Raw genomic sequence first — 25,645 nt, 5'->3', positions numbered from 1 at the left:
CCGGCGGACAGGTGCAAGGGTCCTGGAGGAGGGTCACAGGATACCGGCCGACCGTTGCGAGCGGCTTTGCCCTAGAAGGCCGTCGTGCCCGAGAAGTCCGTCGCGCTGCCTCGGAAGTCTACGCGAGGGCGAGGAGCACGCGCGTCGTGCTCCTCGCTCCGGGATTTTCTTGCATGCCGCGGCGCGTTGAAGTCGCGCCTGGGCGTGCTAGACGATCTACATGGACTTCGCGCACTTCGAGACGCTTGTACGGGGGACGCTGCAACGCGACCTGATCGAGCCGGGGCTGTACGTCGAGATCACCACGCGGGACGACGGGGATCGTTGGGTCGCGCAGGTGGTCGCCCCTGGGCGCGGGGCCGCTCATGAGTCTGTTCGGCGCGGAGTCGGGCAAGCCGAAGCTGTCGAGGCTGTTGCTCGGCTGGTCGAGCGCATCCGCGGCTACTAGGCGAGGCGTTGGGCAGCGGTTATCACTTGACAGGCGCCGCGGCCGTTATTAGGAATAATTCATGTTTGCCCCGCGTCAGTCCGAGGCCTTGGCCTAAGGCTGGCGCGCATGTTCGTCCCGGGGAGCCGAAAGGCTCCCCGCATTTTTTTGTAGGGTAGTAATGCGCGTCAGGGTCTTCATCGACTACTGGAACTTCCAGCTTGCCTGGAACGAGCGAACAGGCAGGCTGGGGTGTGACTGGCGCCGACTGCCGTCCGTGCTCTGCGGTGAGGCGTCACGCGCGATCAATAGCGCGGGCCTTGGAGCCCTGACTCTCGAAGAAACCAGAGTGTATGCCGGTTATGAGGCGGGACGCGAGAATAGCCTCAAGAACTGGCTTCACAACTTCCTCGATCGCCAGCCAGGGGTTCGGGTCTTCACGTCGGAGCGGCATTGGCGAAAGCAGCCGGTGCACTGTCGCTCATGCGATACGGAGCATGAGAAGTGCCCGCAGTGCGGGGCCCATTTTGGCCGCGCTGCGGAGAAGACGGTCGATGCACGCATCGTCACCGATCTTGTCGGGCTTGCATGGGAAGGTGCTTACGATGTGGCAATTCTCGTGTCGAGCGACAAGGATTTCATCCCCGCAGTCGAGCATGTTCAAGCCAAGAACTTCAAAGTGATCAATGCTTCCTGGAAGAATAGAGGCAATGAACTGGCGAAGGTTTGCTGGGCCTCGTTCGAAATCGATGCGCTGCTTGCTTCGTTAAACCGCACCTGACCGCAGTTCTCTCTTGCTCCCGGAACTGCCCAACAAGCGCTTGCTGCCGGCCACGCTTCGCGGCGTCACATGCTGGGCGTTCAGATGCCGCTCGTGGTGTAGCTGGCCGGCATGACCGAGACCACGAAGGGCGGCATCAGCGCCTCCGTCGACTTCATCCTCAACCACGTCTTCAAGCTCGACCCCGCGGAAGTGCGTGGTGCTCTCGCAAGGGGCTGGCGCACCCGCTTCGGTCTGCGCCCCGATCCCGCCGGCAATCCCGAGAGGTCGCACGGATACTCGACCGCCGTGAAGGAGGTCCTCCGTGCGTCCGGCATCAACCCGGACGACGAAGACGAGCTTCGAGCCATTCGTGAACGTCGTCGCGCCCGTACGCCATGAGTGGGCCAACCAGGGGCATGATGTACAGTTCGTCGTCGTCCTCCGTCAGTTCCAGAACCGCCTTGGCGTACGCCTCAGCGGGCTGGTGGGCCTCAATGGCGTAGGAAGATTCGGACAGCCGACGGTGGTCGTGCCTCCGGATGAAGGCGAGGATGTCGTTACGACGCTGGTTGGCCTTCTCCAGTTTCTCGCCCGTCTTGTTGGCGATGTGAATCTCGTAGGCAACGAGCAGGATGTGCATGTGCACGTCCTACCGTTCCACGAGGCGGGCGTGAAGCGCCTACTTCCCCGGGCAGCAGAAGATGTTGCCGTTCGGGCTCGGCTCTGTCTTTGCCCTGTAGAGGCGACGGCAGCCGTCCGCCAGGGCGACGGCCTCGTTCTCCGCATAGAGCCTCTCGTAGGTCACGCGGAAGGCTGGCAGCCCCTTCACAGGTGCGTCACTCGCTCTTCTCGGCGATCCACTTCCCCTCGTCGTTCTTCTTCACCTTGAACGCGACGGGCTTCGCCGTCGTGAACTCCGTGGGCTCGGGTGGGCAAAGCCCCGACCCGCACCTGGGGAACTGCGCCATGCACGTCCCCGAGATCGTCACCGTCACGGGGACGTAGCGCTCCTGCTCGTTCATCTCGCCCCGCTGCGTGATCTCGACCTTGGCGACCTTGGTGATCGGGCCCTTCATGACCCCGCACGGCCCGCTGTGCGTTCCCGTCAACGGAGCGTAGCCCTCGCTCGACTTCGCCGCCTCGGTCACGGCCTCGGACACCTCGGCGTCCGAAGGGCCGCCTCCCTTCCCACAAGCCGCGATGGCCAAGAGGATCCCCAGGAAGAACTGCTTCTTCATCTTCGCCTCCATGGGCGAGCACTCGTCGCCCGCGCGCATGGATGCGTCGGCCCTCATCCGGCCTCAAGTCAATTCCTTCCTTTTGTTGGGCTACATTACAGGGAAGCTAAAGCGTCCTCTTGCCGGGTGGACTTCGACAGGTTCATCAAGGCGGTAGGCGAAAACGTTCGCAAGGCTCGGTGGCGCGCGCAGCTCACCCAGGAGGAAGCGTCGGCGGACGTGTTGACGTTCCGCTTGCTCGGCGAGCTGGAGCGGGGCGATGGGAACCCCTCGCTCCGAACCTTGTTCCTGCTGGCCGAGAGGCTCGGGGTCTCAGTCCGCGATCTCGTGGAGGTGGGGGACGAACCGCCGCTGGAGGTCCAGCTTCGCGATCTTCAGGTCGATCCGCCGAAGCGGGGGAGGAAGCCGAAGCGGAGGCCGACCAGCCGGGATTGAACACCAGCCGTCTCGTCACGCTGGCTATCTAACGCGTCAACTTGCGAGGTGTGGCTGACAGCTTCCCGTGGGTGCATGTCTCACCCCCGTGTCCCATGCAGATTACCCGAGTTGAGCCCGGGGCGGGGCTAAGGTTCAGCCACTCGACAATCTTCGGCCGCATCTTCTCGAAGATAACCATGGCTTTGGGGATAGGACATCCGACGACAACGGGCTCTCCCCCGAAAAAATCTTCCTGGGCCGTCATCTCAGAGATGACGCTATTCAGAACGTAAGCCGTAGTCGCTGCACGGGGATCCGTGGGATCGGCGATCACGATGACCGCGTCTTGCGGATCGTTACCGCCTGCTTCCCATTGCTTCAGGCAGTCATGCATTGGCCTCGCCTGAGACTGAATTAATTGCTTTCTCGCATGAATAGCATTGCTCGATGACCCTTGTCTGTTCAGTTGGTCAAGGCCGTCCGGGTCTAGATTGCCCAAAAAGGCCCCCTTTGGTGTCGCAACTGACACCTGGAGAATCCCCGCAGAGGTGGGCTTGAGCATCTCGACAGCCATGAGCTGGAGCTTGTTCTTCGCACTTGGATCCGATGCGGCTAATTTATTCGCGTACTCCAGCGTATGGTCGGCGGCTTCACTCCGGCTCATCCAGTACACGCTCGGGAGCGGGGCTGAGGCACCTGCCATGACGATGGCAATGTGGTCTGTGCCGCCATTCCACTGCGCCGAGAGTTCGTGGACAGCCCAATCCAGAAGATCTTCCGGTGAGTTGGACTTGGGGACTGCTACGGCACGCTTGCTTTTCTTCTGGCTCATGACTTGTGCTCGGGGACTCAGCCTCGTGACGCTCGTCGTGTTGAGGGGTTGTACACCAAACGATACGAGCCTGAGCCACCCGCGCACGCTCGGCAACTCCCTCGCCTGCCCCTCCGACATCCGCTGGGCGAGCGCCTTCCCGCCCTCACTCCACCACGACGCAGTCGCAAGTCCGCGAAGCGATCGACGGCTTCCATTTTTCGGCGGCTCTGTCAAGATTCGATTTTGACGCGCGTTCGTGTGCGAATTTTTTGAGCTGGAAATGATGCTCGTATAAAAACTTTATCGATCTTTCTGCTTGACCGTCGGTCGATTTTGTTCTGGATGCGATGCTGATCGGGGGGTAGACGTCTCCTTGCTGGATGAGACCAGCGAGTCCGTGACGGCTTCCTGAGTGCGCAGAAGGGCGGAGAGCCACGACGATGCAAGCGTCGTGGCTCTCCTCGTCGCATCGCCCCCGGCGTTGCCGACAGCCCCGAGCAGCAACTCCCGAGACGTCACGCGCAGCAGCAACACGACGTGCTTCTCGTCTACACCGGCGCGCGAGTCCTTGCGCGTCAGAGGCGGGGTGCGTCCTGGAGGTGAGCACCGTGCCGTACGAGATTTTCCCTGATGGTCGCGTTCGCGCCGACAGCGCCGACGAGGTCTTCGCCCTGTGGTCGAAGCTGAAGAAGCCCGTAGCCGAGACCTCGGACTCGAAGCCGAACATCGAGGTCTTCGAGAAGCCCGAGAGCTTGGTCTCCCGACCGAGCTGCATCGAGGACTCGTGGGGGATCCTCATGAGGATGCTCTCCGAGGAGTGGTTGGCATCCCACCGCCACGTGCTCTCGACGCTCAAGAAGCTGGAAAGGCCGCTCACCAGAGATGCGTTCCGCGAGGCGCTCGGACCTGGGTACAGGTCAAACAACGTCGTCGGCGGGACGCTTTCCGGGATCAGCCGACACGCTCGAAAGGCCGGGCTCGATCTGGCCACCATCGTCATCACGGTGGGCAATACGTATCGCCCGGGGCCGCTCCTGCGGGAGCGGCCCCTCCCGTGGGACGACGCGGCGTAGACCGCGGACTCAGGATGAGGAGGAGCCGGCGGCTGTACGAAGGCCGAGCGATCTGAGCCACGACGAGACGTCGAGCCCGTCCCGCGACGCTGCCTCGGTCAGCGTCGCCTTCTGCTCGCCGGTCACCCGGATCTTGATGACCTCCTCCTTCCGGCTCGCCTCGTCTTTCCGGCGAAGCTTGGGAGGGGGTGCTTCCTTTGGCGCGGCCGGAGCCGCCCGCGTTCTCTTGGAGGTCGCCATGGCCCTAGCGTGGCCACAACAGACCCCCAAGTCAACCCTTGACATGTGGTCCTATTGTGGCCACATTAGGGACCGTCGACAGCAACGACACCAAACAGGAAACAGCCTCGCCTCTCGGTTAGCGGCCGGGAGGCGAGGCCCAGAACACCCGGCAGTTGCCCACCGAAGCATCCCTTCAAGTGCATCGTGGGCCGCGGCCGGGCGAAAGGCAAGGCACTATCCATGGACGCGACTCAGATCGAACCGCGCCGTATTCGAGGCGCCATGCTCGCGAAGTCGAAGCAGATCCGCGAGTTGAAGCCCGGCCTCTTCCTCGTCCCCTCGCAGTCGCACGGCGGCTCCTATGTCGTCGACGCCCAGGCTCGAACCTGCACGTGCCCCGATTACGCGACGACCGGGCAGCCGTGCAAACACGTGTGGGCCGTCGAGATTCGGATGGGGCGCGTGGAGGTTCCCGAGGGAACGACGCTCGTCACGCAGACGAAGAAGCCGACGTACCAGCAGAACTGGACGGCCTACAACGCCGCGCAGACGACGGAGAAGGAGCGCTTCGAGATCCTCCTTCGCGACTTGGTCAAAGGGGTCGTCCAGCCCGCGCCGAAGAAGACGGGGCGGCCCGCACTCCAGCTCGCCGACGTCGTCTACGCCGCGGTGACCAAGGTCTACAGCACCGTCTCGGGGCGCCGGGCCTCGACGGATATCCGCGAATGCGAGCAGAAGGGTCTACTCACGCGCGCGCCCCACTACAACTCGGTCTTCCGGTACATGGAGGACGCGAACCTGACGCCGATTCTACGCGGCCTGGTCGAGCAGTCGGCGATGCCTCTACAGGCCGTCGAGACCGACTTCGCGATCGACGGGACGGGGTTCTCGACGTGCAACTACGTCCGCTGGTTCGACGAGCGGGGGATGGAGAAGAAGACGCAGGCGTGGGTGAAGGCGCACGCCATGATTGGCGTGAAGACGCACGTCGTCACCGCGGCCGAGGTGACCCACGGCAACCAGCACGACTCGCCCCTGCTCCCGATGCTTACCGAGCGAACGGCGAAGAACTTCACCATGCGCGAGGTCTCGGCCGACAAGGGCTACCTCTCGTTCTCGAATTACGAGGCCGTCGAGAAGGTGGGCGCGACGCCGTACATCGCGTTCAAGGAGAACTCGATCGCGGGCGACGGGCCGGCGATCTGGAAGAAGCTCTTCCACCTCTACAGCTTCCAGCGCGACGAGTTTCTGGCGCACTACCACAAGCGATCGAACTCCGAGACGGTCTTCTCGGCTGTGAAGCGGAAGTTCGGGCCGTCATTGCGGTCGAGGCTGGAGACGGCCCAGTTCAACGAGGTCTACTGCAAGCTCATCGCGCACAACATCGTCATGGTGGCGCACTCGATCCACGAGTTGGGGATCGCCCCGCAGTTCTGGGCGCAGAAGACGACGGAAGGGAGGGTGGCATGAACGATCTCACGAACCAGGAGGAGGCGCACGTCCGGGCCGCCTTGCAGTTCCTTCGCCTTCGCTTCGGCGGGTGGGCTTCGCTGGCGAAGGCCCTCCGCTTCAAGGAGGCGACGATCGCGCACGTGGCGAACGGGAAGACGGTGAGCGCGAGCTTGGCCATTAGGATCTCCAAGCTCGTCAACGTGGGGGTCGATGATCTCCTCCGCGGGAACTTCCCGCCGCCGGGGACGTGCCCTTACTGCGGTCACCAGCAGGAGGTAGGCCAATGAATCGCCAGTACCTCGTGCTCGACCTGGAGACGGTGCACGACACGTCGCTCCCGCCGCCGAAGAAGCGGAAGGACGGGAGCGATAGCTTCCCCGCGGTGCCCTACCACAAGATCGCAGTCATGGGCGCGGCGCTCCTTGATGCGGACTGCCGGCTGCGGAGCGTCTGGATCGTCGGCGAGGGTCGTGATGAGTTCGCTTCCCTCGCGGCCCTGGTCGCGTTCTTGAACGTGAGGCTCTCCGAGGGTGTCGAGACGACTCTCATTTCCTGGAACGGGCGCGGCTTCGATCTTCCGGTCGTCGTCGCGAGATGCCTCCATCACGGGCTGGCTTTCCCCTGGTACTACCAGCAGCGGGACACCCGCTACCGCTACAGCACCGAGGGCCACATCGACCTGATGGATCTGCTCGCGGATTACGGCGCGACGAGAGCCTACTCCCTCGATCTCGCCGCGAAGCTCATTGGCATGCCCGGGAAGCTCGACTGCAATGGGGCCGACGTGCAAGCCATGATCGACGCGGGGGAGATCGAGCAGGTGCGGGCGTATTGCATGCAGGACGTGGTGCAGACGGCGGCGCTGTTTCTCCGGGTGCAGCTTCTCCGCGGGCAGTTGGCGCCGTCCGGCTACACGGAGGCCATGGAGGGGCTGCTGGCGAAGATCGAGGGCGAGCCTCGCCTGGCTCCTCTGCTCCCGCTGATCAACCGGGAGCGGCTCATCCCGCGGGCAGGGATTCCGGTCGCCGCCTGAATTCCCGACAGAATTGTTCACCATCCAGGGGCCCGGCATCCAGCATCCACCATCCACGTGCTAGGCCAAGAAAAACCATCTCCCGCGGCGGACGGAAATACCATCCAACCGGGGGCATGGAACTCAACCACAAGTCTTCACCCGAGCAGCGACGCCGCCGCTCCGATGCGCTGAAGCTCTCCGACGAGGAAGCCAAGGCCGTCCGTGTCGCTGTCCGCAAGCTCCGCCGGGCCTTTGGCAGCTTCAATCGTCTCGCCGCGATGCTCGGCGTCCCAGCGAACACGGTCCGGCGTGTCGCCAACCCCAAGGGCGCCCGGCCGACCGGGACCTTCGCGATCCGCTTGGCCGCCGTGGCGAACGTCCCCGTCGAAGTGCTCCTCGGCGGCAAGCTCATCGTGGCGCCTATCATCATCGGGAGGGCGGCATGACCCGCTCCCGTGTGAGGGAACGGGAACGGTTGCACCGCCCCGTCGAGACGACCGACCCGGCCGCGCTGGCGGCCTACGCAGGCGAACTTCGTCCCGTCGTAGCGAGCCTCCGAAGGCTTACCGAGGACGCGACATCGAGCAAGCGCGTTCACTCCCGCGATTTCCTGCGGAGCGAGATGCTCAAGAACATACGCGTATTGGAAGCCCGGATCGACGCCGCTGCGCCTCCGGAGCCCGGTGATCCTGCCGGCTGCGGCGAATCCCCCAAACTGACCGCTACACCGGGTCGCTAGCGAACGGAAGCCGGTGTACAACGTGGTCGTGAAGCTCGACGCGCGCCTGCACAACCTGATCGACGATCGCCTCTTTGAAGCCTACTGGGCGGCCGTCGAGCACTTCGGCACCACCGACCTCGTGCTGTACTTTGACACGGAGGTCGAAGTAGACCCCGTTACCGCTTACGTCCGTGAGCGCCTTCTCGCCGACCCTTCCGCGCCGAAGTTTCTCGCCGAGAAGGTCTCGAAGCCCGCCAAGGACACGGCCGTGGAGCTGAAGAGCGGCTCGACGGCCTTCTGGCTCATCGTTTCCTTCCCGGACGAGACGATCATTACGGCGGTGAACGCCCAGCGTCTCGGCGAAGGCGGGGCCGCCTAGCGGCTCTAGAAGTCGCTGGTGACTCTGGCTGGCGCGGCCGTCAGGTCGGCACCTGGTAGATGTCCTCGCCCCGGTTCGTGAACCAGAAGGCGAGCATCCTGGCGATGTCGTCCTTGGCCATCCACGTCTTCTCCGTGAGATGGTGGACCCAGTGGCACCACTGTTCGAGCGTCTCCGCTCGTTCCACGGCGATCCAGTACGGCTCCATGTCGGCGCTCTCGACGCACTCGAAGTGGTACGCGCCAAACGCGATTTGGATGGGGTTGCGCTCCAACTCCCCGATACTGAAGCCGTCGAACGGGGGCTGCGTCGGCCTGCCCTGCTTCTGCCGTTCTTCGATCGCCTCCGGCGTGAGCCGCCGCTCCGAGGACGTGGGGCGTCTGGGGGAGCCGCCGGTCTCCGCGTCCATCACGTCCACGCTTCCTTCGCCCGCCGCAATCGGCTTCTTGCACTTCGAGCACGTCCACGGCTTCGGGGAGCTGCCGGCGCCTCCGCCCACGATGCGGAGGTTCGCCTGGTACTTGCCACCCTGCGTGGCCTGACGAGCGCGCGCAGCCGCCTTCTTCGCGTTCTTCTGGGTCATGTTCGAGCCCTATCCCCTACGGTCGAGCAGTCCCCGCACCCGTCTCGCCGCAGGTCGAACAGGGTCGAACACGCGACGCCTCCGAGACCGAAGCCCCTTCACCCTCGGGAGAGCCTCGCGGGGGGAGGCTCTTGGGTCCGGCGTTGGAGGACGCCGACGGACAGAAGTCCGTGAGACGAAGGTAGCCGATCGTTCAGGCCCGTCAAGGCGTGGTGCCGGTGTAGGTTGACGCGGGTGCCCTGAAAGCTGATCACCTGCCTCGGAAGGCTGCCTCACAAGCCCGATCTAGGGCAAAGCCGTTGCGAGCGCCCTGAAGGCGTGTCGTAGGATACCGCCAGACGGTTGCGACTGTCTTGAGAGAGGGTCGCAGGAGGCCCGCCAGACGGTTGTGACTGTCTTGGAGGAGGGTCGCAGGAGACCGACCGACCGTTGCGCGTGTCCTGGAGAGGGTCGCAGTCTGCCTGGCAGACCGTTGCGCGTGTCCTGGAGAGGGTTGCAGGATGCCCGCCCGTCGGTCGTACCTCGAACCCCAAGCTGTCCCGACCCAGGCTCCCCTTCTTGCGACCCTATCTTGGCGGGCTCTTGACCCGGACCGCAATGTCAGCACTGCGACCCGCGTGACCCCGGCAGAAGCTACCTGCGGGGCCCGTTTTCACGGCGTTCGCCCCTGCTTCCCCTGGAGGCTGGGATTTTGCATCGTCGCCGCGGCGCCGCGGGCCCGCCCCCCGGGCACGGGCGCGGCCCCTTGCTTTCCTTGGAGACCCCATGAACCTGTTTCGCACCGTTCGTCGTCCCCTGAGCCTCCTCGCCACAGCGGGCCTCTTCGCGCTGCTCCTCGCCGACAGCGCAGAGGAGCAGTGCGCGCAGTCGTCCTTCGACCGCACCTTCGACATCACCACGACCTGCGGCGGTACCCTCAGCGGTCGCATCCGCATCCAGGGCTCCATGCAGGTGGGCGTGAGCGCGGATGTGGCGAGCCTATCGGTCACCAAGGTCTCGGGCGACGTCGCTCCGGTCTCCGGGGGCGTGGTCGGTTCGTGCAGCGGTGAGGACGAGCCGTTCGTGAGCACGGGCGTCACCCTGAATCTCCCGGCCTTTGCGACCGGGGCGACGGGCGGCGGAGGCGGCGGCGGCGGCGCTGGGGGCGGCGGGGGTGCGGGCGGCGGAGGGGCGCCCGGCGTTGTGGTCACGTGCAAGGTCCAATTGAGGACGGAGGTCGGGAAGGACGTGCATTGCCTCGTCGACGACGGCACGGGTGACAACGCCGGCACGTGCACGGTGCGCCTCACGGCCGTGAAATGACGGAAGGTATGCACCCGAAAGGGCTCGCCGCATGGATGGCGCTGAGCTTCCTCGGCGGCGCGGCCGTGATGAACGGCGAGATCGCCGCGGGCAGGCTGCTCGCGCCGCACCTGGGGACGAGCACCACGACGTGGGCGATGCTCATCGGCACGGTGCTCGGGAGCCTCGCGCTCGGGAGCCTGCTCGGCGGGTGGCTCAGCGCGCGCGGCGCGGCCTCGTGGTGGATCGTGCGGCTGATGCTCTTGTCGGCGCTGCTCTTCGCGGCGCTGCCGCGCGTGGTGCCGTGGGTGCTCGCGTCGAGCCTCGCGCGCTTCCGCGCGGGCAGCGCCGCCTCGCTCGGGTTGCTCGCGGCCCTCACGGCCCTCGCCCTTGCGCTCCCCATCGGCTCGCTGGGCGCGCTGCCCCCGCTCGTGATGCACGCGGCCGGCAATGCGGGCGGCAACGAGACCACCGGAAACCTCGGCCGCCTCGCGGGGCGGCTCTCGGCCATGGGGACCCTCGGCAGCCTCGTGGGCACGTTCGGCGCGGGGCTCGTGCTGCTGCCTTGGCTGGGGACACGCGCGACGTTCGACGTGGCCGCGGTGCTGCTCGCGGGGAGCGCCGTGGTGTTCGGCGTTCGCGTCCGCGCGCGCCGGGAGACGATCGTCGGGGTCTTGGCCTCATTGCTGACCGTGGCGCTCGCCTTCGCGCCGCTGTCCCCGCCCAAGCCCGCGCATGGGCGGCTGCTCTGGGCCGGCGAGTCGCTCCATAACCACATCGTGGTGGTCGAGCGGGGCGGCGAGCGGCAGATCCGGGTCAATGACGGGTTTGCCGTGCAATCGTTCGCGCGCCTCGACGGCGAGCTGCCCGTGCGCGACGTGTGGGCCTACTACGCCATGGCGCCGAGTTATGGGACCCGGCCGAGCCCCGAGCGCGTGCTGCTCCTGGGGCTCGGCGGCGGTACGTCCGCGGAGGTGTTCCGGCGGCTCTACCCGGCGGCGTCGGTGGTGGGCGTGGAGCTCGATGCGGCCGTTGTGGAGGCGGGCCGCAAATGGCTCGGGTTCGAGTTGCCGGGGGTCGAGGTCGTCATCGACGACGCACGCCCCTTCCTCGAAGCCGAGGCCCAGCGCGCGCCGGGGCAAAAGGACGTCATCGTGCTCGACGCGTTCCAGTTCCCGTACGTGCCGTTCCAGCTCGCGACAACGGAGTTTTTCGCGGCGGCGCGGCGTTGCCTCGCGCCGGGCGGCGTGCTCCTGGTGAATGCGGGCCGTCATGGCGAGGAGCGCGGCGTGGTGCACGCGCTCGCGCGTACGATGGCGCAGGTCTTTCCGCACGTGCAGGCGGCGGATCCGCCGGGGCGATCGAATACGATCCTGGTGGCGACCGTGCACGCGCCCGCCGAGGCGGTCGGGGTCGCGGGGCTCTCGGTCTCGGCGCGGACGGCCACCGTGCTGCGGGATCTCGCCGGGCGCCACGCCGCGATGCAGCCGGCGTCCTTTCCTGCGAGCACGCCGGTGTTGACCGACGATCATGCGCCGGTCGAGTGGCTCACGGACAGGATCATCTGGCGTGCGCTCTGAGCCCCGGGAGCGCGGCGACGTCCCGGGCCGGGCGCTTTTGCATCCGTGGTCGTGGCTCGCGGGGGCAGCGCTTGTATTGAATGTCTTCTGGTTGCGACGCAGGCACCCGGGGGTGGTGAGCGGCAAGCTCTCGGATCTGGCGATTTGTTTTCTCTTGCCGGTGTTCCTGGTGGCCGTGGCGGAATGGCTGCTCGCGCTTGCGCGGCTTTGTGGTGCCCGCGTGGGGCCGCGCGTGGGGCGCCGTGGAATCTGGGTTTCGTGCGGCGTGACCGTGGCGTACTTCGCGCTGCTGAAGACGTGGCCTGCGTTCACGGGCGTGCACAGGGCGCTCCTCGGGGTGCTGGATATGCCGTTCGGGGGGGGAAGAGCGTTCCGGAACCTGGCGGATCCGACGGATCTGGTGGCGCTCGTGATGGTGCCGCTCAGCGCGTGGCATCTCATGCGGGGGGCGGAGCGGGGCGGGGACGCGGAAACGCGTGGATAGGCGTGCGCGAGTGGGGCGCCCGAGGGCCGCCGCCGTGACCTCGCCTCGGTGAGCACCCCCGCTTTGCTTTTCGGTGCCGGTCCGAGCGATCATGGCCGTGCATGGTTCCCTCCAAGTCGGGCACGGCACTCGTGCAGCGCCAGCCAATCCCCCGCGAAGGGGAGCCCGCGCTCGGGGTTCGTCGAGGAGAGGCGCCCCTCTTGGTCGTGAAGGCCCACGTCCGCGCCACCGACCCCGACGAACTGCTCCCCGCCTTCTCCCGCCTCTACCCGGGCGCGACGCTCCGGCCCCTGGCAGGGACCGCCTTCCGGTGTGATCTCGGTCTGACCTCGGCCGGGCCCGTGACGTTCGTGGCGGGGGATTGGGACCTCGGCGGCCGGGTCGAGGCAGCCGCCCTCGGCGATCGGTACGCGCTGGTGTTCGCCGGGGAAGGCAGCGGCGACGGGGAGGTGGAGATCCGGAGCCGGCGGCTTTTGATCGCTCCGGGAACGCGGGCCGCGCTCTTCGTTCCCGGGCGGCCGGCGAACCTCCGGCTGCCCATGGGGTCGAAGGGCCGGACCCTCACCATCGAGCGAGCCGCGCTCGATGCGCATTTCACCATGCTCACCGGCCACGCGAACCGCGGCCCGATCGCCTTCGACCCCGAGCTGGATCTCACCACGGGCGACGGCGCGACGCTCCACGGGATCGTGCGGCTGCTCCGGGAGGAGATCGCGCGCCCCGCGGCCTCGCCGTTCGTCCGGCCGCGGCTCTTCGACGTGCTCCTCACCGCGCTCGTGACCATTCCTCGCCACGACGGCTTGCGGCTGCTCGAGCTTCCGCCCCCGCGCGTCGCCCCCGCGGTCGTGCGCCGGGCCGAGGAGTACATCGCGGCGCACGCCGGCGAGGCGATCCGGCTCTCGGACATCGTCGCCGCCGCGGGCGCGCCGGCCCGCTCGCTCCAGGCGGCGTTTCGCGCGGCGCGGGGCATGACGCCGATCGGGTTTTTGAAGCTCCGGCGGCTCGAACAGGCGCGCCAGATGCTCCTCGCCCCCGAACCCGGGACCACCGCGGCGCACGTCGCCGCCGCGATGGGCTTCCGCAGCGCGGGGCGGTTCAGCGTCGAGTACAGGAAGCACTTCCGCGAGAGCCCCTCCGAGACGCTCGCGCGCGGCCGCCTCGGCGTCGCGCGCTGATCCAAAAACGCAAGGCTGATCGACAAACGCAACGATCTCGCCCTGCCTCCGAGACGGGCGTCGCGGGAGCGATCGCGTTTGGGTATCGGTGCGTCTCCATGACATACGCCTCTTCGTTTCCCGGACGGAGGTCGTGGCTCCGCCGCGCCTCCGCCTCCCCCGGATCCGTGGATCAACCCAAAGGCGCGGAGATGCGCTAGGAGAGTGCCATGGCGGGGTGGCCGGGTGGTGCGCTTCGGCTTGTCCAGACACGCCATCGGGGGGAAGGGCCCTCGCGCGCCGTGCAGGCGTCGGGGGCGGGGATTGCGCGGGCCGAGCTCGTGCGCACCCGCGACGTCGGCGAGGCCCGGGAGGTCTTCAGCCGCGTATACGCGGGGGCGACCCTCGAGCCCATGCGCGACGCACCCTTCGCTTGTGCGCTGGAGGTCGTCTCCTTCGGCGCGACCCGTGTCGTAAAGGGCGACTGGACCGGCGGAGGGCAGGCCTCCCTGCCGGACCTCGGGGAGCACTACGTCCTATCTCTCTCGGCCGGCGGCGTGAGCGCCGGTGACCACGCGGGCGAGCCCTTCCGCGTCGTGCCGGGCCGGCGGGGCGCGCTGTTCTCACCAGGGCGATCCTGCGTCCTCGATGTCGACGCGGAGTTTCACGGGCGGACCCTCGTGATCGATCGCGGAGCGCTCGACGCCCATTTCACCACGCTCACGGGCAATGCGCTGCGCGGCCCGATCTGCTTCGAGGTGTCGCTCGACCTCGAGGACGGACCGGGCCGCACGGTCCACGAGGTCGCAGAGCTCTTTCGCCGCGAGATCGAGCAGCCATGGGCCTCGCCGATGCTGCTCACGACGCTGCGTGGCGCGCTCTTCACGAGCCTCCTGGTGCACACCCGGCACAACCAATCGGCGCTCCTCGACGCGCCGCTGCCGCGCGTGGCACCGGCGTGCGTCCGCAAGGCGGAAGAATACATGGCCGCGCACGCCGCGGAGCCCATCACCCTGGCCGACGTCGTCGCCGCGGCGGGCGCGCCGGAGCGGTCCCTGCGGGCGGCCTTCGTGGCGTGCCGGGGAATGCCGCCGATGGATTTCCTGCGTCGGCGCCGGTTCGAGCTCGCGCGCGGCCACCTGGCCGAGCCCTCGGCCGATACATCGGTCGCGGGCGTCGTGGCCGCGCTCGGGCTCGGTCACCCGGGGCGGTTCAGCATTGAGTACAAGGTCCGGTTCGGCGAGAGCCCCTCCGAGACGCTGTCCGCGGGGCGCGCGGCCGCGGGCCTGCCGCGCCTCCAGCCGCGACGCCGGGCTTTCATGGCACGATGAGCAGGCGGATGCATTCTTCGCGGTAGAGGCATTCAGGCAGCAGCGAGCGGCGGGCCATCGCTGCGGATGCGTCTGTCCAGAAACGGCAGCGACTGTCCTCGAACGGCAAGATTGTGCGCGGGCGCATTCTTCGCTGTTGCATCCTCGTCTGGACCGATGATTCTTGATGCGGCTCGCCATTCCCCTCCTTGGCTGCCCCCACGATAGGAGTCACCCATGCCGTTAGATCGAGACCTTCCCAAGCGCGAGATTCTGCCGATCCCGGACAGGGCCTATGCCGGCCCGGTGGTGTACAATGCCGCGGACCCGGCTGCCGTCTTCCCTCCCATCCTGCCGATCCGCCCGCCCGAGGGCGCCCCCAACGTACTCATCTTCCTGATCGACGATGTGGGCTTCGGCGCCTCGAGCACGTTCGGGGGGCTCATCGATACCCCGAGAGCCGACGAGCTCGCCGCGAGCGGCCTCAAGTTCAACCGTTTCCATACGGCAGCCCTGTGCAGCCCGACGCGCGCCGCCTTGCTGACGGGCCGCAACCCCCACTCCGTCGGCATGGGATGCATCACCGAGATGGCGACCTCGGCGCCCGGCTCCACCTCGATCATCCCCAACAGCGCCGCCTCGATCGCCAAGATACTCCGATACAACGGCTACTCGACGGCTCAGTTCGGCAAGTGCCACGAGGTGCCCACCTGGGAGACCGGCACCACGGGGCCCTTCGACCACTGGCCCACCTACATGGGATTCGAGAAGTTCTATGGTTTCGTCGCCGGTGAGACCAACCAGTACTACCCCACGCTCTACGATGGGACGACCTACATCGAAATGCCCGAGCGCGGGAACTACCACCTGACCACCGATCTGGCCGATCAGGCCATCAAGTGGATCGAGACGCAGAAGTCCCTCGCGCCGGACAAGCCCTTCTTCATGTATTTCGCGCCCGGCGCGACCCATGCGCCCCACCAGGTCCCGGCAGAGTGGAGTGATCAGTTCAAAGGGAAATTCGACGAAGGCTGGGACGCTGTGCGCCTCGCCATTTTCAAGGAACAAAAAAGAATTGGCGTCATTCCGAAGAACGCGGAGCTGACGCCGCCCAACGCCGGGGTCCCAGCCTGGGACGAGATGCCCGCCGACATCAAAGAAGCCCTGAAGCGCGAGATGGAAATCTACGCTGGCTTCCTCAAACATACCGACCACCAGATCGGCAGGGTGATCGATACGCTCAAGGAGCTCGGCATCTTCGAGAACACGCTCATCCTCTACATCCTCGGCGACAACGGCGCTTCCGCCGAAGGCACGTTCCTCGGCACCTTCAACGAGATGATGGGCTTCAACGGCGTCGAGCTACCGGAGCAGGAGCAGATCAAGCTCATCAATGACAACATCGACAAGTTCGGCACCAAGGAAGCGTACAATCACTATGCCGTCGGCTGGGCCCAGGCCATGTGCACGCCGTATCAGTGGACCAAGCAAGTCGCCAGCCACTTCGGCGGCACGCGCAACGGCATGATCGTCCATTGGCCAGCGGGCATCCACGAGAAGGGCGGGCTGCGGAGCCAGTTCACGTACGTGACCGATGTGCTTCCGACGATCCTCGAAGCGATCGGCCTGCCGGAGCCGCTCAGCGTCGATGGCGTGCTGCAGAAGCCCATCGAGGGGACGAGCTTCTTGTACACGTTCAATGACGCAGACGCGTCCGAGCGCCACAAGACCCAGTACTTCGAGGTGTTTGGCAACCGTGGCATCTACCATGAAGGCTGGACCGCCGTCACCCTCCACGCGAAGCCCTGGGACTTCTACAACTTGCCGGATTACGCAAAGGATGTCTGGGAGCTCTACTTCACGTACAACGATCGCAAGGACACGATCGATCTGGCGGAGGACTGGACCCAGGCACGAAATCTCGCCGCAGAAATGCCCGAGAAGCTGGAGGAGCTGAAGAACCTTTTCCAGATCAATGCGGCCCGCTACAACGTCTTTCCCCTCGACGACCGAAAGATAGAGCGCATGCCCTCGGGGCCGGCCGACCAGGAGGCGAACTCCCACCGCCAGAGGTACGTCGACGGCAGTTTCGTCGCCGACCCGTGCGTGATCAACACCTTCAACCGCTCCTTCATGATCACCGCAAAGGTCGAGTTGCCATACGATCTAACGACCGGCACGTCCAAAATGAACGGCGTGATCCTCGCCCGGGGCAACGATTTCGGCGGCTATGGCCTCTATTTCAAGGACGGAGTCCTCACGTTCGTCTACAACTACATGGGGATCGAGATCCAATACGTTCGCGCAGACTCAGCCTTCCCGCTCGCGAAGGGCACGCACGTGCTCCGCATGGCGTTCGAGTACACCGGCAAGGAGGCCGGCGAGGGCGGCGATGTGACGCTCTCCGTGCAAGATCCAGATGGCAGCTTCACCCCGATCGGCACGGGCAAGATCGAACTGACCAATCCGGTTCTCTTCAACGTGGACGCCTTCCTGATGGTCGGCAAGAAGACGGGCGGCCCCTTGTGCCCCGAGTTCCAAGGGGACAACCGCTTCAACGGCACCGTGTACTGGGCGGAGATCGAGGTCACGGGCCCACCCGCCCTCGTGAGCCCCGAACACCGCGTGCACGCGCTGATGGCGGTCCAATGACACCTTGACCCGGCCGAAGCGCCCGCGGGCGCGGGCGCGGGGCCCCGTGACCATTCGCCTGTCCAGAAACGGCAGCGAACTGTCCACGAACGGCAAGATAAGCAGGCGGATGCATTCTTCGTGGTTGCATCCTCACCTGAAGCGATGGGGGCTGACGGCGGATGGACGCTTCGTCATCGATCTCTGCAATGACTCCACCAAGAGCCCGCGCTGATCAAAAAGCGCAAGGCTGGTCAACAAACGCAACGATCTCGCCCTGGCGCCGGAAGGGCTATCGCGGAAATGACGTATGGGTGTAGATTGCGGCCGATGCCGCACGCTCTTCATCGCCGGGACGGAGGTCGTGGCTCCGCCGCGCCTCCGCCGCCGCCGTGTTGCTCCTGCTTGCCGCGTCTTGCGCCCCCGCCGCTCAACGGGCCGCTGGGGCTGGCTGACCTCGTGCTGAACGAGGCACAGCCTCGCCGTTGGCTCCACGGCACCCGCAGGAAACCCATTGGCCCTTCGCTTACCCATCGCTGACGTCATGCCGGCGCGTCCAGACAGTCCGGTAGAAGGATGCTTCATGATCTCCGCTCGATCTCTCGTTCTCCGCAGGACCCTTCCCTTCCTCCTCTCGACGCTCGCCCTCGGGCTCGTCGCCGGGTGCGACGACGAAAATGGCAGCAGCAGTACCAACAGCAGCACCAGCAGCAGCAGCAGCTCTTCCTCGGGGAGCGGCGGAGCCGGCGGTGAGGACGTCGGGTTCCGCCTCTCGGGTACGCTGTCGTATGAGTACGTGCCTTTCGACGTCGACCTCGAAAAGCTCGATTATGGCAACATCGAGAAGCGCCCGATCCGCGGGGCCTCGGTCCGCCTCATCGACGCCGACACCGACGCCGAGATCGCGAAGACGTCCTCCGACGACGAGGGCGCCTACAGCTTCGACTACATGGGGGCCACCAAAGTGAAGCTTTGGGTCTACGCCGAAACGGAGGTCCCCTCCTTGACCGTCGAGGACAATACGTCAGGAGACGCGGTCTACGTGATGGAGAGCGACACGGCCGATAGCGCCGCGGACGCGAAGCTCGACGTCCTCGCCGCCACGGGCTGGGACGGGACCGCGTACACGAAGACCCGCGCCGCGGCCCCGTTCGCCGTGCTCGATACGGCCTACATCTCGGCGAGGCGCTTCCTCGACGAGGTTTCGCCTCCTCCCGTGTTCCCTCCGCTCAAATTCAACTGGAGCGTCAACAATCGCCCCGAGGAAGGGGACAAAGTCCTGGGCCAGATCGGCACCTCGCATTTCGACGGCGAGGAGCTCTATATCCTCGGCAAGGAGGACGTGGACACCGACGAGTTCGATTCGCACATCACCGTCCACGAGTGGGGCCACTGGTTCAACAAGACGCTCGGCCGTGCGGACACCATCGGAGGCACCCACAGCAGCAGCGATATCGAGGACCCGCGGGTCGCCTTCAGCGAAGGGTTCTGCACCGCCTTGAGCGCGATCGTCCTCGACCCGGACACCACGTACACCGACAGCTCCGGGCCCCAGCAGGCGAGCGGGTTCTCGAATGACGTCGAAGTGAACAACAACAACGTCGAGAAGAACCCGGGCTGGTTCTCGGAGACGACGGTCGAGGGGGTCGTGTATGACCTCTATGACGGGCCGAACGAGCCCTTCGACCAGGTCAGCGTGGGCATCAGCGGCATCTACGCGGCGCTCCGGACCCAAAAAGACAAGCCCTCGTTCACGACGATCTTCTCGTACGTGGCCTCGCTCAAGGAGAACAACCCGCAAGCAGCGGCGGACATCGACGCGGTCACGTCGTTCTACAACGCCAGCGCCGATTTCGGCGTCGACCCCATCGAGGACGAGTGGGGGACGAACGAGACGCATTCCGGCGGCTTCCCCGGGAGCCTGCCGGTCTACAAGGAGGGCGTCGTCGGCAATAGCTACACCGTCGACCTGACCGGCGATGCCGAATCCAATCGACTCTCCCAGAACGTCTACGTCCGGATCGAAGGCGACGGGATGGCCATCACCGTCACCTCGACCAGCCCGAGCGACGTCGACCTTGCGGTGTTCAAGGCCGGCGTCCTCGTCACGACCGACGGAAACGTGAGCGGGGAAGAGAGCGTCACGTTTGATTCGGAGGCAGGGACGATCTACGTGCTCTCCGTGCGTGGGTTCAACACCCTGCCCGTGTCGTACGGGGCCGAAATCACCATCTCGCACTGAAGACTGAAGAAGGAATCGAACATGAAATACATCAGCATCGTGGGGATGGTCGTTCTTTTCGCGGCAGCGGCGTGCGGCACCGACGGCGCGCGGCCTCCGGCGGAGGCGGCCTCGGGTGAGCCCCGAGCCGCGGAACCAAGCACGGCCGCGGCCGAGAAGGCAGGCCCGTCCGAGCCCACCGCAAAGCCCTCCGCCCCCGTGAACGTGAGCGCGACGCTTCGGCCGGGCGCGGCCGATCTGGATGTCGTCTTCGGCGCGGACGGCGCGGGCATCACGATCGAGGTATGGGGGGTCGACGGGCTGAAGCTCACCGGAGGAGCTTCCCCGGTGTCGGCCCCCTCCGTGCGGAGCGGGCAATCCCTGAAAGTGCCCGTGACCTACGACGCCCCGACGACCGAGAGCAATCTTGCGGTACGCGTCAGCGGCACCTTCGGCGGCCGCGAGCAGGCCAAGGTGCAGTCGTTCACGATCAACACGGGCAGCCAGCCCAAGGGCGCGCAGGCCGGGGAGAGCAAGGTCGATGGAGACGGCCGGCCGGTCAAGGTCATGAAGTCGCAATGACGTCACGTCCAAAGGCGGGTATCCTCCGCCCATGGACAAAGCCCGCCCTCTCTTCTCTCGCCGCGTGATCCTGCGGGGAGGCCTCGCAGGTCTCGCCGCGATGATGAGCCCCTCCCTGCTCGCGAGCTGCTCCTCGGAGGGCGGCGCGCCCCCTCCGCCGGCGACGCCCGGCGAGCCGCTGTTTGGTGTACCCATCGACGGGCCCAAGCTCGTGTCACGGATCGCCGAGATCGGGCCGCTCGGCGATCCGGACGCGAATGGGGTCAAGCTGCCGCCGGGGTTCTCCGCGCGGATCGTCGCGAAGACGAACACGAAACCCCTCGATAGCTCCGATTACGTTTGGCACATCGCGCCGGACGGCGGGGCGACGTTCCTCCTCGAGGACGGCGGGTATGTGTATGTATCGAACTCGGAGGTCCCCATCGCCGGCGGCGTGGGCGCGCTCCGCTTCGACGCCGCGGGAAAGCTCGTGGACGCGTATCCGATCCTGAGCATGACGAACATCAACTGCGCCGGAGGGCCGACGCCCTGGGGCACGTGGCTCTCGTGCGAGGAGGCCTCGCGGGGGCGCGTCTTCGAGTGTGATCCTCGCGGCGAACACGAGGCGGTCGTCCGCCCGGCCCTCGGCATCTTCAAGCACGAGGCGGCCGCGATCGATCGGGTGAAGCACCACGTCTACCTGACCGAGGACGAGGACGACGGGTGTTTTTATCGATTCGTACCCGACAAGCTCAATCGGCACGGCTTCGCGGACATTTCGAGCGGCAAGCTCCAGGTGGCCGAGGTCGGGATGGACGGGAGCGTCAAGTGGCTGGATGTGCCGGATCCGCTCTACGAAGGCCTGACCCCGACGCGAAAGCAGGTCGCGGGCGCGACGCTCTTCGATGGCGGAGAGGGCATCTGGTACCACGAGGGGATCGTGTACTTCTCGGCCAAGGGCGAAGGGCGCGTGTACGCCTACGACACGATGACGGAGACGCTCGCCGTGATCTATGACGCGAAGGAAGCGGAGACGCCCATTCTGACGGGCGTCGACAACATCACCGTGTCGCATAGCGGCGACGTGCTCGTGGCCGAGGATACGGGGGACATGCAGATCGTGGCGATCTTGCCGAGCGGCGAGCTCAAGCCCCTCGTGCAGGTGATGGGGCACGACAAGAGCGAGATCACGGGGCCGGCGTTTGATCCTTCGGGGACGCGGCTCTACTTCAGCTCGCAGCGCGGCGATGGGAGCGGCGGCGTGACGTATGAGGTGACGGGGCCGTTTCACGCGCCGGCCTAACGGCGTCGGCCCCTGCGAGGGCCGGTTTCCTCCCGCGAAGGCTCGCGCGTCCGCGAAGCTGCTGCCGTCGATCGCACTGGACCGTCGCGTTGCTTGCGAGCAAGATCGGCACTCTCTATGACACTCCCCGCGGAGAAACAAGCCCTGCTCGATACGATCACCACGCGCCTTTCGGCCGTGCCAGGCGTCGTCGCCGTGGTGCTCGGCGGTTCGTACGCGCGCGGCATGGCCCGTCCGGATTCGGATCTGGACGTGGCCATGTATTACGCCGAGGACAGCCCGTTCCGGATCGAGGACATTCGCCGCGTCGCGGCCGAGATTTCGATCGCCGGCCCTCCCGACGTGACCGATTTCTACGGCTGGGGACCGTGGGTCAATGGCGGCGCCTGGATCCGGACGACCGCCGGCAAGGTGGACTTCATTTACCGCAACCTCGATCAGGTTCGGCGCACGCTCGACGAGGCGGCGCGGGGCGTCACGCACCATCATTTCGACCAGCAGCCCGCCTTTGGCTTCTACAGCGTGACCTACCTGGCCGAGACGCGCGTTTGCTTGCCGCTGCACGATCCGGCAGGGCATATCGCATCTCTGAAACGGCAGGTGGAGGTCTACCCGCCGCTGCTGAAAGAGAAGCTCGTTCTTTCGAATCTGTGGCTGGCCGAGTTTTCGCTCGTGCATGCCGCTGCGTATGCCGAGCGCGGTGACGTGTATGCGGTGTCCGGCGCGCTGACCCGCACGGGTGCTTTTCTGACCCAGGTACTATTTGCACTCAATGAAACCTATTTCATGACCGACAAGACGGCGATGGCCGAGATTGCCGCGGGCTTTCATGCGCACGCGCCGCTGGTCCCGCCGGGGTACGTGCAGCAGTTGTCGAGGATATTGGCCCGCCTGGGGGAGACTCCGGCGGATTTGAGCGCTTCCACCCGCGCCGTGAGCGAGCTGTGGGCGAGCGTGGTGGAGCTGGCCAAGGAAGCTGGTTTCGGTTATCGACCGGCTTTCACGTTGGTGTGATGCAGGGGGCCCCCCGAAGAACCATTTCCACCCATCCCCATTCACACGCTCTCCCTCCTCGAAACCCCGCCCCGCCCCTGTCGCCACGCGGCGACGGGTACGCGTCGTCGTGACGCGAGGGGGTCGCCACGTGGCAACGGGCACGCGTCATCGTGACGTGAGGGGGTCGCCACGTGGCAACGGGCACGCGTCGTCGTGACGCGAGGGGGTCGCCACGCGGCGACGGGCACACGTCGTCGTGACGCGAGGGGGTCGCCACGCGGCGACGGGCACGCGTCGCCGTGACGCGAGGGGGTCGCCACGCGGCGACAGGCACGCGTCATCGTGACGTGAGGGGGTCGCCACGTGGCGACGGGCAAGGTGATCCCCCACGCGCGCGATCGCCTCGTCCTTGCAGACACCACGCATCCTCGGCCGCCTGCGCGCACCGATCTCGCCCTGTCACGTTCCGTTAAGGTAGAGTTCGCCCGATGCGTCCCTTGGGTTTCTTCCCTCGCGCCCTGCTCGCGCTCGCCTTCGGCTCCCCGCTCCTCTGCGCCTTGCCCGCGCATGCGGCGGCGCCCAAGGACGCGCAGGCCGAGAAGGCCATCACGCAGGCGATGGATGTCGACTACCTGGAGACGAAGTTCGACCAGGCTGAAAAGCGGCTCCGGACGGCGATCGACGCGTGTGGCGCGGACAAGTGCACGCCGAGCGTGAAGGCGCGGGCCCTCGTGGCGCTGGGCGTGGTGCTCGCGGGCGGCAAGAAGCAGCTCGAAGACGCGCGTGAGGTGTTCGTCGAGGCGCTCACCCTCGACAAGTCGGCGAAGCCCGACGAGGACATGAGCTCGGGCGAGGTGAAGTACGCCTACGAGAACGCGCGCAAGCAGCTCAAGCTCGACGGCGCGCCCGCGGCAGGGGGACAAGCCGCGCCCTCGGGCCAGGGCATCACGCACACGGCGCCGGCCGAGCAGCGCGTCGACACGCCCTTGCCGCTCTACGTGCGGCTCGCGCCGGAGCTCTTGCAGGACGCGAAGAAGGTCACGGTCACGTTCCTCGCCCCGGGCGCGGGCGACTGGAAGACGCTCGTGATGAAGAAGGTCGGCGAGTTCGGCTTCGGCATCAACGTGCCGTGCACCGACGTCACGAAAGAGGGCAAGCTCGACTATTACATCACGATCACCGACGCGGACGGCGCCATCGTGACGGGCGCGGGCTCGCGCGCGCAGCCCTTGAGCACGGCGATCAAGGCGCGCATCGAGGGCGAGCCGCCGAGCTGGCCCGGCTTCGCGCCGCCCGAGCTCTGCGTGAAGGTCGAGTCCGGGCCGAGGCAGTGCCTCGACGACAACCAGTGCAACGCGGGGTACGCGTGCATCAGCGGCGAGTGCACGAAGAGGCCAGACGCCTTCGAGGAGCCGAAGGACACGGGCCCGCGGAAGAACTGGGTTTCGCTCACGATCGCGCCGGACATCTCGATCTTCTCGGGCCAGGACGTCTGCTCGGTCGACGGGCAGGAGCGTGAGCACTTCGTGTGCGTGCGCGAGGACGGGAGCCGGTACCTCGGCGCGCCCACGCCCGGCGTCGCGAACAACGTCTCGGGGGGCCTCGCGCTCTCCACGATCCGCGTCATGGCCGGCTACGACCGGCTCTTCCTCGACAACATCCTGGCGGGCGTGCGCATCGGCTTCGCGTTCCGCACGTCGAGCGCCGACGAGGCGAGCTTCCTGCCGGTGCACGCGGAGCTGCGCGGCACCTACTTCATCGGCAAGAACCCGTTCGCCAGCATCGGCGCGCGCCCCTTCGTCTTCGCCGCGGCCGGGCTCGCGCAGATCGACACGCCCGTCAACGTGGAGGTGCTCGAAGACGGCGTCGCCTGCGGCGCGGCGAACCCGGCCGACCAGAACAGCCCTTGCACGAAGCCGGGCAACCCGACGTACGAGGGCTCGCGTGTCGAGCCGCGGGTCCAGTCCTTGAAGGCGTACAAGCAAGCCGGGCAGGGATTTCTCGCGCTCGGCGGCGGCTTGCAGTATGCGCCGCTCGAGCGGGTCGCGATCAGCGTCGGCCTGCGCGCGAACGTGACGCTCCCCGTGGTCACGTTCGTGCTGACGCCCGAAGTGGGCGCCACGATCGGATTCTGAGAAATGCCCGAAGCACAACCCAGCAAGCTCGACGCGGCCCTCGATCTGGTCCTCGCGGGGGGACCCCTGCGCGGCCTGCTCGACGTGCTCGATCGGCACTCGAACTTGCCCGGCACGCGCCCGAACCTCGACTTCGCCCGCACCGTGGGCATCGCCATCGCGTCCCGCCGCGGCAAAGCGGACGCGCTCGTCCGCGCGCTGCTCGGATGCCCCGGCGAGTATCCGGTGATCGTCGCGGCGCACGCGCTCGCCCAGCGCGCGCTCGTGGGCCTCGACCCGCGCGGGGCCATGGGCACGCTCCACGACCTCGCGGACGAGCCGCGGCACCTCGTCCGCATGGGCATCGTCTCCGCGCTGCGGGAGGTGCTGCGCGAGCGGGGCGAGGCGACGTTGCCCGAGCTCGCGACGTGGACCGACGGCTACTTCCACGCGCACGTGGTGCTCGAAGCGCTCGCGGATCGGGAGGTCCTCGATCGGCTGCGCGGGCCGGAGGAGGTGATCGCGCGGCTCGACGAGGCGTTCACGCTCGCCGACGTGTCACCCCGCGCGGCGGAGCGATCGCAGGGCCTGCGCACCCTCCGCGAGGCGATGCCGAGCGAGGTCGCGGTGCTCGCAGCGCGCTTCCCCGAGGTCGTCGCGTGGGTCGAAGCGAAGACGGCCTCGAAGCGCCCGGAGACGCGCGAGGTCGTGTCGCAGGCCATCACGGCCCTGCGCCGGGGAGGCCTGAAAAACGCGGAGGCCGCGCGGATCGATGGGCTCCTGGAGGCAAGCAAGAAGCCGCCCCGCGACGCGGCGCGCATCGTCTCCGGGACGCGAAAGCGGAGCAAAGGGCGGCGCTGACGGCGCGTGCCCTTCGAGCGACGAAATCCGTCGCGGAGGGTGCCA

The 25,645-nt window shown here is 66.7% G+C and carries 27 protein-coding genes; 21 read left to right on the top strand and 6 right to left on the bottom strand.

The window, feature by feature from the left end; translation table 11 throughout:
• Positions 1–220 precede the first annotated feature (220 nt).
• Both E8A74_RS04560 and E8A74_RS04555 read left to right on the top strand, forming a co-directional pair.
• Positions 221–448 carry a hypothetical protein gene (locus tag E8A74_RS04560; RefSeq protein WP_136927673.1) on the top strand — a complete coding sequence of 76 codons (228 nt, stop codon included), beginning with the start codon at positions 221–223 and terminating at the stop codon, positions 446–448.
• Positions 449–608: 160 nt separating this feature from the next.
• Entirely contained in the window at positions 609–1,208 is a 600-nt protein-coding gene (locus tag E8A74_RS04555) for an NYN domain-containing protein (RefSeq protein WP_136927672.1), read from the top strand.
• 316 nt (positions 1,209–1,524) lie between these two features.
• Here E8A74_RS04555 and E8A74_RS04550 read toward each other — a convergent pair whose 3' ends face one another.
• Genes E8A74_RS04550 through E8A74_RS51875 form a run of 3 tightly spaced genes read right to left on the bottom strand, consistent with a single transcriptional unit; the run spans position 1,525 to position 2,485 of the window.
• Complete coding sequence (locus E8A74_RS04550; protein WP_136927671.1) at positions 1,525–1,830, bottom strand: hypothetical protein; 306 nt, start codon at positions 1,828–1,830, stop codon at positions 1,525–1,527.
• A gap of 39 nt (positions 1,831–1,869) precedes the next feature.
• The gene (locus tag E8A74_RS51880; protein WP_170228853.1) at positions 1,870–2,019 is read right to left on the bottom strand and encodes a hypothetical protein; all 150 of its coding nucleotides are present in this window, start codon (positions 2,017–2,019) and stop codon (positions 1,870–1,872) included.
• A 7-nt stretch (positions 2,020–2,026) separates the two neighbouring features.
• Positions 2,027–2,485 (bottom strand): hypothetical protein, encoded by a 459-nt coding sequence (locus E8A74_RS51875; RefSeq protein ID WP_170228852.1) that lies wholly within the window; start codon positions 2,483–2,485, stop codon positions 2,027–2,029.
• Between the two features lie 69 nt (positions 2,486–2,554).
• Between E8A74_RS51875 and E8A74_RS55950 the strand changes: the two genes are divergently transcribed.
• Positions 2,555–2,863: a helix-turn-helix domain-containing protein gene (locus E8A74_RS55950; protein WP_170228851.1), complete on the top strand. Its 309-nt coding sequence runs from the start codon at positions 2,555–2,557 to the stop codon at positions 2,861–2,863.
• A 28-nt stretch (positions 2,864–2,891) separates the two neighbouring features.
• Here E8A74_RS55950 and E8A74_RS04540 read toward each other — a convergent pair whose 3' ends face one another.
• Positions 2,892–3,677: a hypothetical protein gene (locus tag E8A74_RS04540; protein ID WP_136927669.1), complete on the bottom strand. Its 786-nt coding sequence runs from the start codon at positions 3,675–3,677 to the stop codon at positions 2,892–2,894.
• A 590-nt stretch (positions 3,678–4,267) separates the two neighbouring features.
• Between E8A74_RS04540 and E8A74_RS04535 the strand changes: the two genes are divergently transcribed.
• A complete protein-coding gene (locus tag E8A74_RS04535; RefSeq protein ID WP_136927668.1) occupies positions 4,268–4,732 on the top strand; it encodes a hypothetical protein in 465 nt (154 codons plus the stop codon).
• A gap of 9 nt (positions 4,733–4,741) precedes the next feature.
• Here E8A74_RS04535 and E8A74_RS55945 read toward each other — a convergent pair whose 3' ends face one another.
• Positions 4,742–4,972: a plasmid mobilization protein gene (locus E8A74_RS55945; RefSeq protein ID WP_420814204.1), complete on the bottom strand. Its 231-nt coding sequence runs from the start codon at positions 4,970–4,972 to the stop codon at positions 4,742–4,744.
• A gap of 264 nt (positions 4,973–5,236) precedes the next feature.
• On the opposite strand from E8A74_RS55945, the gene E8A74_RS04530 reads away from it, so the two are divergent.
• The 5 genes from E8A74_RS04530 to E8A74_RS04510 all read left to right on the top strand — a co-directional run bounded on the left by E8A74_RS04530 (position 5,237) and on the right by E8A74_RS04510 (position 8,521).
• Positions 5,237–6,424, top strand: a complete 1,188-nt coding sequence (locus tag E8A74_RS04530) for a transposase (protein WP_170228850.1) — start codon at positions 5,237–5,239, stop codon at positions 6,422–6,424.
• Positions 6,421–6,693 (top strand): hypothetical protein, encoded by a 273-nt coding sequence (locus E8A74_RS04525; protein WP_136927666.1) that lies wholly within the window; start codon positions 6,421–6,423, stop codon positions 6,691–6,693. Before E8A74_RS04530 ends, E8A74_RS04525 begins: the two co-directional genes overlap by 4 nt.
• Entirely contained in the window at positions 6,690–7,439 is a 750-nt protein-coding gene (locus E8A74_RS04520; RefSeq protein ID WP_136927665.1) for a ribonuclease H-like domain-containing protein, read from the top strand. Before E8A74_RS04525 ends, E8A74_RS04520 begins: the two co-directional genes overlap by 4 nt.
• Positions 7,440–7,555: 116 nt before the next feature.
• On the top strand, positions 7,556–7,867 hold the full coding sequence (locus E8A74_RS04515) for a hypothetical protein (RefSeq protein ID WP_136927664.1): 312 nt from the start codon (positions 7,556–7,558) through the stop codon (positions 7,865–7,867).
• Between the two features lie 306 nt (positions 7,868–8,173).
• Positions 8,174–8,521, top strand: coding sequence for a hypothetical protein (locus E8A74_RS04510; RefSeq protein ID WP_136927663.1), 348 nt, complete (start codon positions 8,174–8,176; stop codon positions 8,519–8,521).
• Positions 8,522–8,561: 40 nt separating this feature from the next.
• On the opposite strand, the gene E8A74_RS04505 is transcribed toward E8A74_RS04510, so the two are convergent.
• Positions 8,562–9,104 carry a hypothetical protein gene (locus tag E8A74_RS04505; RefSeq protein WP_136927662.1) on the bottom strand — a complete coding sequence of 181 codons (543 nt, stop codon included), beginning with the start codon at positions 9,102–9,104 and terminating at the stop codon, positions 8,562–8,564.
• Positions 9,105–9,869: 765 nt separating this feature from the next.
• On the opposite strand from E8A74_RS04505, the gene E8A74_RS04500 reads away from it, so the two are divergent.
• The 12 genes from E8A74_RS04500 (at position 9,870) to E8A74_RS04445 (ending at position 25,600) form a co-directional block, all read left to right on the top strand.
• Positions 9,870–10,406: a hypothetical protein gene (locus E8A74_RS04500; protein WP_136927661.1), complete on the top strand. Its 537-nt coding sequence runs from the start codon at positions 9,870–9,872 to the stop codon at positions 10,404–10,406.
• Positions 10,403–11,965, top strand: a complete 1,563-nt coding sequence (locus E8A74_RS04495; RefSeq protein WP_136927660.1) for a fused MFS/spermidine synthase — start codon at positions 10,403–10,405, stop codon at positions 11,963–11,965. Before E8A74_RS04500 ends, E8A74_RS04495 begins: the two co-directional genes overlap by 4 nt.
• The gene (locus E8A74_RS04490) at positions 11,955–12,449 is read left to right on the top strand and encodes a hypothetical protein (RefSeq protein ID WP_136927659.1); all 495 of its coding nucleotides are present in this window, start codon (positions 11,955–11,957) and stop codon (positions 12,447–12,449) included. Before E8A74_RS04495 ends, E8A74_RS04490 begins: the two co-directional genes overlap by 11 nt.
• A gap of 101 nt (positions 12,450–12,550) precedes the next feature.
• On the top strand, positions 12,551–13,624 hold the full coding sequence (locus tag E8A74_RS04485; protein WP_136927658.1) for an AraC family transcriptional regulator: 1,074 nt from the start codon (positions 12,551–12,553) through the stop codon (positions 13,622–13,624).
• Positions 13,625–13,833: 209 nt separating this feature from the next.
• Complete coding sequence (locus E8A74_RS04480) at positions 13,834–14,934, top strand: AraC family transcriptional regulator (protein WP_136927657.1); 1,101 nt, start codon at positions 13,834–13,836, stop codon at positions 14,932–14,934.
• 216 nt (positions 14,935–15,150) lie between these two features.
• Complete coding sequence (locus E8A74_RS04475; RefSeq protein ID WP_136927656.1) at positions 15,151–17,565, top strand: arylsulfatase; 2,415 nt, start codon at positions 15,151–15,153, stop codon at positions 17,563–17,565.
• 562 nt (positions 17,566–18,127) lie between these two features.
• Positions 18,128–19,786, top strand: coding sequence for a hypothetical protein (locus tag E8A74_RS04470; protein ID WP_136927655.1), 1,659 nt, complete (start codon positions 18,128–18,130; stop codon positions 19,784–19,786).
• Positions 19,787–19,807: 21 nt separating this feature from the next.
• Positions 19,808–20,347: a DUF3597 domain-containing protein gene (locus tag E8A74_RS04465; RefSeq protein ID WP_136927654.1), complete on the top strand. Its 540-nt coding sequence runs from the start codon at positions 19,808–19,810 to the stop codon at positions 20,345–20,347.
• A gap of 31 nt (positions 20,348–20,378) precedes the next feature.
• Positions 20,379–21,629: an alkaline phosphatase PhoX gene (locus E8A74_RS04460; RefSeq protein ID WP_136927653.1), complete on the top strand. Its 1,251-nt coding sequence runs from the start codon at positions 20,379–20,381 to the stop codon at positions 21,627–21,629.
• A gap of 117 nt (positions 21,630–21,746) precedes the next feature.
• Positions 21,747–22,643 (top strand): nucleotidyltransferase domain-containing protein, encoded by an 897-nt coding sequence (locus E8A74_RS04455; RefSeq protein WP_136927652.1) that lies wholly within the window; start codon positions 21,747–21,749, stop codon positions 22,641–22,643.
• A gap of 470 nt (positions 22,644–23,113) precedes the next feature.
• Positions 23,114–24,760, top strand: coding sequence for a hypothetical protein (locus E8A74_RS04450; protein ID WP_136927651.1), 1,647 nt, complete (start codon positions 23,114–23,116; stop codon positions 24,758–24,760).
• A gap of 3 nt (positions 24,761–24,763) precedes the next feature.
• Positions 24,764–25,600, top strand: a complete 837-nt coding sequence (locus tag E8A74_RS04445; RefSeq protein ID WP_136927650.1) for a hypothetical protein — start codon at positions 24,764–24,766, stop codon at positions 25,598–25,600.
• The last annotated feature ends 45 nt before the right edge of the window (positions 25,601–25,645 follow it).

Origin of the sequence: Polyangium fumosum, from assembly GCF_005144585.1 — a bacterium.
GTDB classification, from domain to species: Bacteria; Myxococcota_A; Polyangia; order Polyangiales; family Polyangiaceae; genus Polyangium; species Polyangium fumosum.
This window is presented reverse-complemented; position numbering and strand designations above follow the sequence as displayed.